The organism is Brevibacterium sp. AGC70 (assembly GCF_057334195.1).
In genome coordinates this window covers 96,836-110,018 of the sequence record NZ_JBHFIH010000017.1, presented here as the reverse complement: position 1 = coordinate 110,018, position 13,183 = coordinate 96,836, and the positions used below count along the sequence as shown (strand labels likewise).

At 63.6% G+C, this 13,183-nt stretch carries 13 protein-coding genes; 6 read left to right on the top strand and 7 right to left on the bottom strand.

Annotated features, from left to right (window positions below; translation table 11 throughout):
• Positions 1-101: 101 nt before the first annotated feature.
• From ACE03M_RS14825 to ACE03M_RS14815, 3 genes are all read right to left on the bottom strand, one after another.
• Positions 102-1,316 (bottom strand): HTTM domain-containing protein, encoded by a 1,215-nt coding sequence (locus ACE03M_RS14825; protein WP_485934780.1) that lies wholly within the window; start codon positions 1,314-1,316, stop codon positions 102-104.
• Positions 1,306-2,097 (bottom strand): DUF5819 family protein, encoded by a 792-nt coding sequence (locus ACE03M_RS14820; RefSeq protein ID WP_485934779.1) that lies wholly within the window; start codon positions 2,095-2,097, stop codon positions 1,306-1,308. Before ACE03M_RS14820 ends, ACE03M_RS14825 begins: the two co-directional genes overlap by 11 nt.
• A gap of 275 nt (positions 2,098-2,372) precedes the next feature.
• Entirely contained in the window at positions 2,373-3,548 is a 1,176-nt protein-coding gene (locus ACE03M_RS14815) for a CaiB/BaiF CoA transferase family protein (protein WP_485934778.1), read from the bottom strand.
• 247 nt (positions 3,549-3,795) lie between these two features.
• Here ACE03M_RS14815 and ACE03M_RS14810 point away from each other — a divergent pair, with 247 nt between their 5' ends.
• Positions 3,796-4,830, top strand: a complete 1,035-nt coding sequence (locus ACE03M_RS14810) for an agmatine deiminase family protein (RefSeq protein WP_485934777.1) — start codon at positions 3,796-3,798, stop codon at positions 4,828-4,830.
• Between the two features lie 182 nt (positions 4,831-5,012).
• The gene (locus tag ACE03M_RS14805) at positions 5,013-5,402 is read left to right on the top strand and encodes a YtxH domain-containing protein (protein ID WP_186293189.1); all 390 of its coding nucleotides are present in this window, start codon (positions 5,013-5,015) and stop codon (positions 5,400-5,402) included.
• A gap of 67 nt (positions 5,403-5,469) precedes the next feature.
• Here the strand turns inward: ACE03M_RS14805 and cls are convergent, their stop codons facing one another.
• Complete coding sequence (cls, locus tag ACE03M_RS14800) at positions 5,470-6,966, bottom strand: cardiolipin synthase (protein WP_485934776.1); 1,497 nt, start codon at positions 6,964-6,966, stop codon at positions 5,470-5,472.
• Positions 6,967-7,034: 68 nt separating this feature from the next.
• Positions 7,035-7,157 (bottom strand): hypothetical protein, encoded by a 123-nt coding sequence (locus tag ACE03M_RS14795; RefSeq protein ID WP_485934775.1) that lies wholly within the window; start codon positions 7,155-7,157, stop codon positions 7,035-7,037.
• Between the two features lie 42 nt (positions 7,158-7,199).
• Here ACE03M_RS14795 and ACE03M_RS14790 point away from each other — a divergent pair, with 42 nt between their 5' ends.
• Positions 7,200-7,898, top strand: a complete 699-nt coding sequence (locus ACE03M_RS14790) for an NUDIX hydrolase (protein WP_485934773.1) — start codon at positions 7,200-7,202, stop codon at positions 7,896-7,898.
• A 57-nt stretch (positions 7,899-7,955) separates the two neighbouring features.
• Here ACE03M_RS14790 and ACE03M_RS14785 read toward each other — a convergent pair whose 3' ends face one another.
• Complete coding sequence (locus tag ACE03M_RS14785) at positions 7,956-8,810, bottom strand: enoyl-CoA hydratase-related protein (protein WP_143923934.1); 855 nt, start codon at positions 8,808-8,810, stop codon at positions 7,956-7,958.
• A 32-nt stretch (positions 8,811-8,842) separates the two neighbouring features.
• Entirely contained in the window at positions 8,843-10,102 is a 1,260-nt protein-coding gene (locus ACE03M_RS14780; protein ID WP_485934771.1) for an MFS transporter, read from the bottom strand.
• A 174-nt stretch (positions 10,103-10,276) separates the two neighbouring features.
• Here ACE03M_RS14780 and ACE03M_RS14775 point away from each other — a divergent pair, with 174 nt between their 5' ends.
• From ACE03M_RS14775 to ACE03M_RS14765, 3 genes are all read left to right on the top strand, one after another.
• Entirely contained in the window at positions 10,277-10,708 is a 432-nt protein-coding gene (locus tag ACE03M_RS14775; protein WP_485934769.1) for a TM2 domain-containing protein, read from the top strand.
• Positions 10,709-10,815: 107 nt separating this feature from the next.
• A complete protein-coding gene (locus ACE03M_RS14770) occupies positions 10,816-12,381 on the top strand; it encodes an FMN-binding glutamate synthase family protein (RefSeq protein ID WP_485934768.1) in 1,566 nt (521 codons plus the stop codon).
• 55 nt (positions 12,382-12,436) lie between these two features.
• Complete coding sequence (locus tag ACE03M_RS14765) at positions 12,437-13,006, top strand: dienelactone hydrolase family protein (protein WP_485934767.1); 570 nt, start codon at positions 12,437-12,439, stop codon at positions 13,004-13,006.
• Positions 13,007-13,183: the final 177 nt, after the last annotated feature.

The window sequence follows — 13,183 nt, the reverse complement described above, 5'->3', positions numbered from 1 at the left end:
GAGTGGGTTGCAACCCACTCAGTCTGACTTCGACTGTTGATTCACCAACGTTTCCGCAGACCGCGAGCCTCAGATGCAACGCACTCACGACGCTTACGCGGTCAGCGCGATGACTTCGCCTTCGCGCGTTCCATGCCGTCGGTCGTCGACGCCCACCAGCGCCCCACCAGCCTGTGGAGCTTTTCGAAGCTGCGATCGCGGATGAAGATGGCGTCGACGGCGATCATCGTCAGCGAGAACCAGGGCAGTCCCATCAGCAGGGCGATTCCCAGGTGGAAGGAGAGGATGCCCACCAGGCCGACGATTCGCGTGTAACGGTTGAACAGCATGAACGGGAACGCGCACTGGAACAGGACCGAGGCCCACGAGACGGCGACGACCATCGGCCCCCAGGCCGTGAGCAGGTCCGAGAGCACCGGCCAGGTTCCGAACTGCTGGGTGTGCAGCGGGTTGTACACCGCGAATCCGTGCTGCCAAGCGGCCCCGCCCGCCTTGTACAGTCCACCAGACATGTAGATCGCACAGACTTGGAAGGCCAACACGACGATCGCGAGGTTGTTGGCCATGATGAGGGCCCAGCGGTAGCTGCCGCCGTCGGCCTCGGGGAACTCCGGGTTCTGCTGTCTCTTTCGTCTGGCGTCCAGCGACCACCGCCGTGTGGTGTCGGCGAAGAGCATCGCGATCATGAACATGCGATAGGCGTTGTCGCCCTGATCACCGGCACCGTCGTTGAGCTCGATGAAGCTCACCCACAGGACCAGGTAGAACGGCAGAACGATGCGGGTCCGCCATCCGAGGATGATGACGACGGCGAGAATAGCCAGACCGATGATCATGGCGGTGAACAGCGGCGGGTTGGTCACCGCTCTGTGGAAGAGCGAGAACAGCCAGATGTTCGGGAAGTCGCTCTTGGGTTCTGCGATCTCCCCGTTCCAGGCGCTGCCCACGCCGAAGGCATAGTGCCTGGCATTGAAGTTCGTCAGCAGCAGGCCGAGTCCGGTCACGCCGATGAGGATACGAGTCACCGCGAGGCCGTATGTCGCGTGATAGCGACCGGTCAGCATCTCCTCCAGCCAGTTCCAGCCCCGCGAGATACTCCCAAGGACGCGGGAAGAGATCGGAATAGGCTCGTTCGAATCCGCTGCCGTCTGCGAGGTCGCACCTGATTCAGCCGTCAGGTTCTTGCCAGGCGCTGCAGCCTTCGTCGACGCTGCTGTCTTCGTCTGCGCTGTCTTCCCGGACTGCGATCCGTGCACGCCGATGTCTTCACCTTTGACTTCTTCACCTTTGACGCGGGTGTCTTTGTCACTGCTCATCTGCGCACCTCACTTCGTCGGAGGCACAGAAGTACTTCGCGAACTCCTCATCGGACTGGTGTGGTTCTGTCACCAGTGCTCGCCAGCCGACCGGAACCGGCTGAACGTTCGGCCGTTCGGCACCGTCGTTGTTGCGCTGTGCGAACGGCACAACATTCTGTCTCGACGCCTGGTACTGGACGCGCTGAACGTCCTCGCCCCAGATCGCTTTGGCCACCTGAGTCGCATAGGCGGTGGCCAGGTGCTCGCTCTCCAGATATCCGTCAACGGCGCCGTCGGGATCGTCGTACTCTTCCAACTTCGTCGTCAACCGGTCGACGGAATCAGCACCTTTGAAGTAGTCGAGCTTGACGATCGCCTTCTGGTCGTTGGGCAGGTCCTCCCACGATCCCTTGATGTCGGAGGCGACCCCGATGCCCAATCCGGCCGAGCGTGGCGGGAAGAGCTTGTAGGTCGAATGGTCGAGTTCGACATCGGTGGCGCGGACCCAATCAGTGACCTCTTCTCCACCGTCGGGAGTCTTCACGACCGCGCGAACATCGAAGTAGTAGTCGCCATTGATCGGCTCGGGAGCGAAGACGCTCCATGACTGCCCCCACAACGGAATCATGTACTCGGAGAGGAGGTTCCCCGGGAAGACTTCCCGCGCCGTCGACGACGGAGCTATCCAAAGGAAGCTTGCGAGCAGGTGAAACGCTGTCAGCAGCATGGCCACAACCATCAGCACGCGTTTGACGACCGGCCGCTTGGCGGCCTTCGTCTCAGTCTTGTCTGTGTCCATCTCAGTCCTGGAATCTGGTGCGCCACTTTGCGAAATCCGCCTTGACCAGAACTGGACTGCTCAGGATCTCCCCAGTGGCTAGGGTGCATTCATACAGACTCTAGGGTACGTCAGTGAATCCGGAAGTTCAGCCCGAGCATCCCCTGTGTTTCACGAACCCGACCTGCGCGAACAGCTGTGGGAACGCATAACTGGCATCAACCGGAGCCGGCACACGGGCAGCACTGGGCATGACTCCGGGTATGACCCGGGTAATGACGGTGAAATGACTGCACTCAGCGCTGGCTGCGCAGCCAGTCCTTGACTGCCTCCGTACTCTCCCCCAGCTGCGGGGGCGCGAGATCGTAGCTGGGCGGGGTCTGGGACAGACGGATCGGATTTGCCACCGTCGGGATCACACGTTCCCCGGCCCCCGCCTCGGCGACGGGCTCGAGACCCAGAGAGGTCGCCAGGTCGACGCCCTGGGCGATCGTGTTGATCGGAGCGCACGGCAGACCAGCGGCCGACAGGATGTCGAACCATTCCTGATTCGTCTTCTCGCTCAGCGCAGCGATGAGTTCGGGCTCGAGTTCGGCCCGGTTCTCATTGCGGTCGGAGAAGTTCGCGAAGCGTTCATCCTCGGCCCACTCGGGATGGCCCAACACCGCGGCCAGGGACCGAAACTGGTTGTCGTTGCCCACGGCGATGATGATCTGCCCCTCGGCGGTGGGCATCGGCTGGTAGGGGTACAGGCTCGGGTGGGCGTTGCCCATCGCCTGCGGGACGACACCGCCGGCCACGTACGCTGAGGTCTGGTTCGCCAACCCCGACAGTGCCGAGGACAGAAGATTCGTCTCCACCAGCTGCCCTTCACCGGTGTCCTTGCGGTGGGCGAGCGCGGCGAGGATGCCGACGGTCGTGTGCAAACCGGTGAACACGTCGACGACGGCGACCCCTGCCTTGACCGGGCCCGACTCCTGCGAACCGGTCACGCTCATGAAACCGGACAGTCCCTGGATGAGCAGATCGTAACCGGGCTGCGGGTTGTCCCTGCCGAATCCAGTCACCGAGGCGTAGATGATGCCCGGATTCGCGGCCTTGACGGCGTCGTAGTCGAGCCCGTACTTCGCCAGCCCGCCGGCTTTGAAATTCTCCACCAGAATGTCGGCCCGTCTGGCCAGCTCCTGCGCCAGGCCCAGCTCCTCATCGTCCTTGAAGTCAAGGACCACGGAATGCTTGTTCCGATTCGCCGTGAGGAAATACGTCGCATCTTCGCCTCGCCGAGGTGGCGCCCAGTGCCGTGTATCGTCACCGGTCCTGCCCTCGACCTTGATCACTGTGGCACCGAGGTCGGCAAGCATCATCGTCGCGTAGGGCCCCGCCAGCACCCGCGAGAAGTCGGCAACGACCACTCCCGCCAACGGACCGGTCCCGGACCGACCGAACAATTCCTGCAGATCCTGCTGTTCCACGTGCTGCCTCCCATGGCGCGTTCGAACCCTGATTTCCAGGCGTCCTGTCTTCCACGCCAGACTATACGGACTCCCCCCGCCGCAGACGGGTCCCGGGAGGTACGGAATCCGTTGACCCCCACGAGCCGAACCTCGCTACACTCGGGACAAGCCAACTGCTGTCTGCGGCACCGGGGAGGGTTCACTGCGGTGCGAGGCTCAACCGACCACGAGGCTCAACAGTCAGCCAGACTCGAAGGGATGAACGATGACGTTTCACATGCCCGCGGAAACCGCTGCCCATGACCGCATCTGGATGGCATTCCCATCTTCCGGCTATGCCTTGGGCGACACCGAGGACGAGGCCGAAGCCGCACGCCGCACCTGGGCCGCGGTGGCGCGTGCCACCAGCGAGTTCACTCCGGTGACCGTCGTCGTCTCGACCTCGCAGACGGACAATGCCCGCCGCCACCTCGGCGAGGGGATCAGCCATCCGATCACTGTGGTCAATGCCGAACTCGACGATGCGTGGATGCGCGATATCGGACCGAGCTTCGTCGTCGACGACAACGGTGCACTGCACGCGGTGGACTGGGTGTTCAACGGCTGGGGTGCCCAGGAGTGGGCAAAGTGGGATCACGATCAGCACATCGGGCGCTTCGTCGCGAACCAGGCAGGCGTCCCGATCGTGGATTCCCAGCTGCGCAATGAGGGCGGCGGCATCCACGTCGACGGACAGGGCACCGTGTTGGCCACACGCAGCGTGCAGTTGGATCCGGGCCGCAATCCCGACCTGACCGAGGCCGAGGTGGAAGCCGAATTCGCCCGTACCATCGGGGCGAAGAAGGTCATCTGGCTCGACCACGGCCTCTACCGCGACAACCAGACCTTCGGCACGCGCGGCCATGTCGACATCGTCGCGGCCATGCCCAGCCCGGGCGTCATCCTCATCCACGATCAGCGCAATCCCGAGCACCCGGACTTCGAATTCAGTCAACAGCTCAAGACCCGATTCACCGCCGAGACCACTGCCGAAGGCCAGCCTTTCCACGTCGTGCCGATTCCGGCCCCCGAGGTGCTGCGCGATGATGACGACTGGGTCGACTACTCCTACGTCAACCATTTGGTCACCAATGACGGGGTCATCGCCTGCACCTTCGACGATCCGATGGACGCCGAAGCGGTCGCCGTCCTGGAGAAGGTGTACCCAGGGCGCAAGGTCGTCGGCGTCGATGCACGCGAACTCTACGCCCGCGGCGGTGGGATCCACTGCATCACCCAGCAGCAGCCCACGGTGGACTGAACGCCGTAGAGCTGTATCTTCTCCACAAATCTGAGACGATGTCCTTTCACTGTGGAACCATCGGCAGTATAAGGTGGTGAACCAGGGCACTGTGCCGATGCGCACGATCGTCGATCGTCGTCGGTCTGCGCACTCACACGTGTTGCATGCAGTCACGGCAAGCTGAGAAGGAGAGCAGGAAAATGAAGAAGCGATTGATTCTCCTGGCAGGTCTGGGAGTCGGATACGTGCTCGGATCACGCACCGGACGTCAGAGCTACGAAAAGCTTAAGGCCCAGGCACAGGATCTCTGGGCCGACCCGCGAGTGCAGGACACCGTCGAGAAGGCCAACCAGTCGATCCGCGACAAGTCACCGGCCGTCGCCGATGCCGTGCAGACAGCAGCCGACAAGGTCAACTCCGCCGCAGGAGCCGGTGCGGCAGGAGCAGGTGCAGGCGCCGCGGGCAGCAAGTCGGCTGGGACCCCAGGTGCCACGTCCACCGGCACCCCTGAGGTCAAGGACGATGTCGTCGCAGACCCCATGCGCGATCTCGATGACGAAGGCCCATCCGGACTCTCCGAAGACACCTGAGGCTCTGAGAAGACAACGCTCCCGCACACTGATCGGTGTGCGGGAGCGTTGTCATATCCGGTGCAGTTCAGAGCAGCGAGCTCGTGAGCCTGGCGACGTTCTCCACATACTTGTGCAGCAGCGGCCGACCGTTCCAGCGTTCGGCGTCGAGCTCGACGGAGTTCGGCGCGTACCGCTGCGCTTCGAGGTCGTACATCCGCTGGGTGAACTCCTTGTCGACGATGAACATAGTGACCTCCATGTTCATCGCGAACGATCGCTCATCCATGTTCGAGGATCCGATGATCGAGACTTCATCGTCGATCATGAGGAACTTCGAATGCAGAACGGTCGGGGCGTGGTACAGGAAGATCCGGACACCGGCTCGCACCAGATCAGCGTAATAGGACTGCTGGGCCCGTTGCGTCACCCAATGGTCGCTCGTCTCCCCCACATACAGGCGCACGTCGACCCCGGACCGGGCCTCTGTCGTGAGCGCGTGCATGAGCGATTCGTCGGGCACGAAGTACGGTGAGCAGACGACGACGCTGCGGTTCGCGTTGTAGATGAGGTGGTTGAACAGACGCAGATTGTTCTCGTCTTCGAACCCTGGTCCCGACGGCACCACCTGCGCCTGGATGCCGCCGTTCTGCGGTGCCCGGGGTTCCTCCTGCGAGGCTTCGTCGAAGAGTTCCCCCGTCTCCGAATACCAGTCCGTGATGAAGACCGCATTGAGTTCATCGACGACTGGGCCGCTGCACTTCAGCGACAAGTCCATCCATTGGAAGCCCTTCCGCCGGTTGCGTCGCTTGTTATAGGACCGGTCGATGATGTTCTGCGACCCGGTGAAGGCGACCTCGCCGTCGACGACGAGGATCTTCCGGTGGTTGCGCAGATCGGGTCGCTGGTATTCGCCCTTCCAGGGACGGATCGGCAGGGCTCGGCGCCACGCCACTCCCGATGAGTTGAGCCGCTTGACCAGATCCGAATAGCCGGGATATCCCAGTGACCCCAGATGGTCGATGAGGATTTTCACCTGAACCCCGCGCTCGTGCGCGGCCAGCAGCGATTCGAAGAGCCGCCTCGTCGTGTCATCGATGGCGACGATGTAGAACTCGAAGTGAACGAACCGGGTGGCCGCATCGATCTGGTCGGCCATCGCCTCCATGCAGGCATGGTTGTCGATCTGCAGGTCGAAGGCGTTGCCGTGCGTCATCGGCAGCGCGCCCAGTTCGAAGTTCAGCTGCGCTGCGGTGCTCAGCGGTTCGGTCATTTGGGCGGAGTCGCCGATGATCGCCCGATCATCGGTCTGGTCCCGAAAGATGTCGTTGACGAGCACCTGCTTGTCCCGCCGCCTCTTCGGCAGCTTCGCTGAGCCGAGCAGCAGGAACGCGAGAATTCCGACGTAGGGGATGAGGAAGATTGCGAGCAGCCAGCCGAGCGCGACTGATGGTCTGCGGTTGTGCGGAATCCAGCCCAGCGCAACGATGCGGATAATCATGTCGATCGCCAGAAGTGTGAAAATCAGCCAGTTTGGCCACGCCTGATCGATTGAGAAGAAAAGATAGTTCTCCAATCCGGTCATGTCCTTACTCTTCCGGTCTGCGGGCCGTCAACGCCGGGTGCCGCGCTCAGACTCTCAGGCACCAGAGCTCAAGCTGCCTTGAGAAATTCGCCGTCGGCCTCGTCTGGCACCATCGTATCCTGCCGCATGATTCCCAAGGAGATCGCCCTGCGGCCCACCCCGCCTCCGCCGAGGACAACAGTCACAGTCATAATGGAAGGTGACGACCAGACACAGAGGCGAAGGTGCTGACAGTGATTCGAGATATCTCCCCCGAGGGGTCCGACCGTTCGGACCTCGCCGATTCCTCCAGCCGCGGACCTGATGTGCCCGACCCTTCGGCCGTGCCGATCAAGCCCGCCGTCAGCGTGCTCATGATCCGCGACGGTGCCACCGGGCTCGAGGTCTTCGTCCAGCACCGGGTGTCGACGATGGACTTCGCCGCCGGCGTCGTCGTCTTCCCCGGCGGCCGCGTCGATCCCATCGATGAGCAGACCGCAGCCTCCATCGCAGTCCCCGATCCGCAGAGTCATCAGGCAGCGTGGAAGGACTCCACCATCGCCGAGGTGGCCGATGGTTGGCGCATCCTGCTCGCCACCGCTGTGCGTGAGGTCGAAGAGGAGACAGGAGCCGTGCTCGACCCGGCAGGGCTGAAGCCGTGGGCGAACTGGGTGACCCCGGCAGGGCGCCCGAAGCGATTCGACACCTACTTCTACGCGCTTTCGGCCGGCGACCTTGAGTCGGCCCGTCATCAGACCACCGAGGCGCATTCGAGTGAATGGATGTCGGTGGCTCAGATCCTGACCGCCGAAGCCGAGGAGCGTCTTAAGCTGATGCGCCCAACACTCGTGCTCATGCGCGAGCTCGACACGTTCGACACCGTCGCCGAGGTGGTCGGATCCGAACGGAGCATCGACCCGGTCCGCCCGGAGTTCCCCGGCAGACACGGCTGAGCCGCGCCAGCCCGTCGCGGGTGAGCAGTCCGCACATCACAACTGCCTCGCTGCGCCTCAGCCCTTCGTCCGATTGGCCATGCGCGCCAGTCGTTCCGTGACGACCTCGCGCTGCTCGTCGGTGCCGATGAGGGAGGCCAGCGCCTCCTGCTCCGCATCGAGACCCGTGGCCAAGTCGGCCTCATAGGAGAGGTCGACGAGCTTCTTCGCCCACACGAGTGCCGAACGTGATTTCCCCGCGATGTCGGCGGCAAGTTCGAGAGCTCGCTCTACCGGGTCCTCGGCCAGCTCTTCGACGAGACCGATCCGCAGCGCCTCCTCGGCGCCGATTGCCTCGCCTGTGGCGATGAGCTTCTTCGCCGTTCCGGGCCCGACCAGGCGCGGCAGCAGCTGGGTCCCGCACATGTCCGGGATGATCCCCCATTTGATCTCCATCAGCGAAAGCTGGACGTCGGGTCCGGCGATGCGGATGTCCGTGCCCAGCGCGATCTGCATCCCGCCGCCGAGCGCCGGACCCCTGAGCCCGGCGATGACCGGAACCTCGATCAGGGACCACACGTGCACTGCCTTCTGCGCCAGTGCCCGAGCGGACCCGAGCCGCTCACCGACGTCGACGGCGCCTTCGGTCGATGACTCGGATCCCGCACCCGCCTCGGCGGAGGTCGTCGCGGTGCCTTCCTCCGCGAGCCTGGACATCTCGGTGAAGTCCAGGCCAGCACTGAATGCCCGCCCGCGACCGGAGAGCACGACGGCCCTGACCTCAGTCGATTCCCTGAGCGCGAGGCCGACCTCGACGAGGTCCTCGAACACCTCTCTGGTCAGTGAGTTGAGCTTCTCGGCGCGGTCGATCTCCACATGGGCGACCCCCCGGTCGATCGTATAGGTGACGTTCGAATGTGCTGCGTGGGGCATGAAGTCCTCCGGTTCCAAAGCTGAACGAATGATCAGCTGCGTTTCTTGAACCCTATCGAAGCCCCGGTCAACGTCAAGATCAGAACGGCGAACAATGAGGTCATGCACATGACGACCACGCCCGGCCACGCGAAATCGGTGAACAGAACCGCCGACAGCCAGGCGCCCAGGCTGGTGCCCAGATAGTAGACGGTGAGGTAGATGGCCGCCGATCGGGTGGAGTCGACACCGGGCCGTGAGGCGCTGGCTGACGCGGATGCGCCCGTGTGGCCGAGGAAGAAACCGCCGGTGAGCAGGGACATGCCGATGACGATCACCGGCAGATTGTCGACGAGAGTGAGTCCGGCGCCGACAAGCGCTGTGACCATGCCGATCAGCGTCAACGAGGTGCGCGAGAGTTTCGTGACCAACCGACCGTAATACGTGGTGACGACGGTGCCGACGAGGTAGATGAGGAAGAACAGTGCGACCGCACCTTCGCTCAGTCGCCAGGGATCGTGCTGCAGCCGAGTGCCGAGCATCGTGAAGGACCCGCCGAAGACGATCATGCACAGGAAGCCGGTGAGGTAGATCCGCCACAGCCCCGATCCCAGCGGAATGATCGCCCGCCGAGGCGGCTGTGCGGTCTCCGCTGTCTCCGACGGTTCCGGCGTGGTCGCCGACTCCAGCTCGGTCGCCGACGATTCGCGGGCGGCGATCACTCGTGAGGTGGTGAAGAGATCGTGGCGGAGCAGCCAGACCACGATGAGCCCGAAGACCAGAGAGACTGCCGCGGTGAACGCCAGGCCGCCGTGCCAGCCGAGGCCCTCCGCGGCAAGACCGGTCAGGAGCCGGGAGGCGAGTCCGCCGATCGTGTTGCCGGCGATGTAGACGCCGATCGCGCCGGGCAGTGCCTTCGCCGGCAGCCGCAGCGAAAGATAGGCCATTGCGGTGGCAGGCACCGAGGCGATCGCCACGCCTTGGAGGAAGCGGACGGCGATGAGCAGTTCGGGGCTCGGCATGAACGGCAGGATGAGCGCGAGGATTGCGGCCAGGACCACGCCGCCGGCGATCTGCCTGGCATGCCCGATGCGCGGGGCGAGCATGGAGAACGGGATGAGGAAGACGGCCATGGCAACATTGGTGGCAGAGACCGTCAGGCTCGCGGTGGGAGCGTCGATGCCGTAGGCGCCGCGGATGGCGGGGAGCAGTCCCTGCGTCTCATAGAGCACGAGGAAGACCGAAACTCCGGCCAAGAACACCGCCACGATGGTTCGCCGAGTACTCGTCGCGCTCGGCTCACCAGTACTCATAGACCCAACGCTATGCCGATACTGGGGAAAACCCCAATGCGCGAACACTCACCCGTTTCCTAGGCTGTACTCAGGTCCCCCACCTGACGTCCATCCCCCGGTTCTCCGCGGCACGTCGATCACATCACGTCGATCGCTCCACGGAGAGCGGCGACGCAAGAGAAGGAGAACACCGTGTCCGTGTCGCCTCTGGTCCCCGAACTGCCCTCCATCGGCCCCTTCGATTCCCTTGACTCCCTTGAACGTCCGGGTTCCGTGAAACGACCGAACTCCGACAATGAGGCCGAGCACAACCATGCCAACCGCTCCTTCTTCGTCACCTGGCTCCTATCGCTCCTGCTGGGATTCCTCGGTGCCGACCGCCTCTACACGGGACGTTTCCTCACCGGCGGGCTCAAGCTGGTCAGCCTCGGCGGACTGGGCCTGTGGTGGGTCATCGACCTCGTCATCGTCATGGCCGGCGGACTTCGCTACGACAACCGCCCCCTCCGCGGTTACGACTCCTGGAAGGAAGTCGCGTGGATTGCCACAGGGTTCCTGCTCATCATCGGCTACTCCCTCCAGCTCGATGAACTGGTCCAGGCGCTGCTCACACGACTGTTCTGAGTCAGACGCTCGGAAATTTAGCCCACCCTTTCCTGAAATCCCCGTGTTCTCGGTTTAGGCTCGCATCAAGCACAGACCGAAGAAGTTCAAGGAAAGGTCGGTACCCCATGGTCAGCCAGCTCGGAGGAGACTCAACAGGGAAGCGCGTGGCTCAGGCCGCTGCCGCCGTCTCAGCGCTCGGCCTCGGCGCCCTCGCCGCCTGGGATGTGACCCAGAAGAAGCATTCGATCCTCCGCAACTATCCGGTCGCCGGTCACGCACGGTATCTGCTCGAGTCGATTCGCCCAGAGATCCAGCAGTACTTCATCGAGCGGAACTGGGATGGCCGTCCGTACAATCGCAACACTCGCGCAATAATCTACGAACGCGCCAAAGGCAAGCACTCCGAAAGCGCCTTCGGCACTGAACGCGACGTCAATCGCACGGGCTACGAGGCCCTCATGCACTCCACGGTTCCGATCACGAACTCCCCGACTCCCCCGCGGATCCGTGTCGGCGGTGCGGAATGCACACAGCCCTATGACATCTCGCTCCTCAACGTCTCGGCCATGAGCTTCGGATCGCTGAGCGACAATGCGGTGCGCTCGCTCAACAAAGGCGCCGCCCTGGGTGGGTTCGCCCAGGACACCGGAGAAGGCTCGATCACGCCCTACCACCAGGAGTTCGGCGGCGACCTGATCTGGGAGATCGGCACCGGCTACTTCGGCTGCCGAACCCCCGAGGGCGAATTCGCTCCGGATGTCTTCGCACAGAAGGCACAGGACCCACAGGTCAAGATGGTCTCACTCAAGCTTTCCCAGGGCGCCAAGCCCGGCCTCGGCGGCGTCCTGCCCGGCCCGAAGGTCACCGAGGAGATCTCAGAGATCCGCGGCATCCCCGTCGGCAAGACCTGTGTCAGCCCGCCGAACCACACCGTGTTCTCGACGCCGATTGAGCTCCTGGCGTTCATCGAGCAGATGCGAAAGCTCTCCGGCGGCAAGCCTGCTGGTTTCAAGCTCTGTGTGGGTTCGCGCACCGAATTCCTCGGCATCTGCAAGGCAATGCTCGAGACCGGCATCACTCCCGATTTCATCATCGTCGACGGCTCTGAGGGCGGCACGGGAGCGGCACCGCTCGAATTCGAGAACCACGTCGGCCTGCCCCTGACACAGGGCCTGATGATCGTGCACAACGCGCTCATGGGTGCGGGACTGCGTGATCGCATCAAGATCGGTGCGGCAGGGAAGATCGCGGCCGGCTCCGACATCGTCAAGCGACTCATCCAGGGTGCCGACTTCACGATGGCAGCTCGCGCCATGATGATGGCCGTCGGCTGCATTCAGGCTCAGGTCTGCCACACAGGCAAGTGTCCCGTCGGCGTGGCCACGCAGGATCCCCGTCGAGCTCGCGCCATCGATGTTCCCGACAAGTCGACCCGCGTGAAGAACTACCACGACGGCACTGTCACCGAGGCCGTGCGCCTGATGGCTTCGATGGGCGTGGCCCATCCTGATGAGTTGGAACCGACGATGCTGCGCCGCAATGTCTCGGAGTCTGAGTCGTGGTCCTACGCTCGGCTCTACGACTGGCTCAAGCCCGGCGAACTGCTCAACGGCGCTCCTGATGACTGGGCTGCCGACTGGGAGACGGCACAGGCTAACTCCTTCGCCATCCCGCACGGCCGCAGCCGCTGAGTCATACCTCGAGCCTCGGCAGAGCTGTATTCAACTGAGATAACAGGAGATCGCCATGGCAGCCCTCGTTCTGCTCCATTCCGCACTGGGCAAGACTCCCGGCATCGAAGCGATCGCCGATCGCTACAGAGCCGCCGGGCACACCGTGCTCGCCCCTGATGTCTACGAGGGACGCACATTCACCACCGCCGAGGCCGGGGTCGGCCACTCACAGGACGTCGGGTTCTCTCAGCTCGTCGATCGGGCTGCCGCGGCCTGTGCTGACCTGACTGGTGAGATCGTCTTCGCCGGGCTCTCCCTCGGTGCCAGCATCGCCCAGCAGTTGGGCAAGAACGACGCGCGGGCACGCGGCGCGCTCCTCTTCCACGGTGGCGGCTTCCCCAAGCCCACCCGATGGCAGGAGAATGTGCCCGTCCAGATCCATTTCTCAGTCGATGACGAGTGGAGAGACGCAGCGGCGCCACAGACTCTGTTGGAGTCGGCTGCCCGAGCGGGGGCACAGGCGGAGTATTTCCTCTACCCGGGCGGGAGTCACCTCTTCAGCGATCCGCTGGTCGCTGACTTCCGAGAGGACAGCGCGCAGCTGCTCCTCGACCGAAGTCTGGCGTTCCTCGACCGATCCTGAGCCCGGCTCGCCTCAGCCCATCACCAGGCCATTGTCGACGACGAGGTTCTGACCCGTCACCGCTGGTTCTCACCTCAACGAAGGCCCAAGCCACCAAGACAACCGCCCACCAATCCCCTCTCTCACCCAACAAACGTCGAAAGCGGACCGTGGCGCCGAGAGCCGAGCGCACCGACC

Excerpts from the sequence above, each read along its gene's own strand:
- ACE03M_RS14825 (WP_485934780.1), bottom strand. The coding sequence starts at position 1,316 with ATGAGCAGTGACAAAGACACCCGCGTCAAAGGTGAAGAAGTCAAAGGT.
- ACE03M_RS14820 (WP_485934779.1), bottom strand. The coding sequence starts at position 2,097 with ATGGACACAGACAAGACTGAGACGAAGGCCGCCAAGCGGCCGGTCGTC.
- ACE03M_RS14810 (WP_485934777.1), top strand. The coding sequence starts at position 3,796 with ATGACGTTTCACATGCCCGCGGAAACCGCTGCCCATGACCGCATCTGG.
- ACE03M_RS14805 (WP_186293189.1), top strand. The coding sequence starts at position 5,013 with ATGAAGAAGCGATTGATTCTCCTGGCAGGTCTGGGAGTCGGATACGTG.
- cls (WP_485934776.1), bottom strand. The coding sequence starts at position 6,966 with ATGACCGGATTGGAGAACTATCTTTTCTTCTCAATCGATCAGGCGTGG.
- ACE03M_RS14795 (WP_485934775.1), bottom strand. The coding sequence starts at position 7,157 with ATGACTGTGACTGTTGTCCTCGGCGGAGGCGGGGTGGGCCGCAGGGCG.
- ACE03M_RS14785 (WP_143923934.1), bottom strand. The coding sequence starts at position 8,810 with ATGCCCCACGCAGCACATTCGAACGTCACCTATACGATCGACCGGGGG.
- ACE03M_RS14780 (WP_485934771.1), bottom strand. The coding sequence starts at position 10,102 with ATGAGTACTGGTGAGCCGAGCGCGACGAGTACTCGGCGAACCATCGTG.
- ACE03M_RS14770 (WP_485934768.1), top strand. The coding sequence starts at position 10,816 with ATGGTCAGCCAGCTCGGAGGAGACTCAACAGGGAAGCGCGTGGCTCAG.
- ACE03M_RS14765 (WP_485934767.1), top strand. The coding sequence starts at position 12,437 with ATGGCAGCCCTCGTTCTGCTCCATTCCGCACTGGGCAAGACTCCCGGC.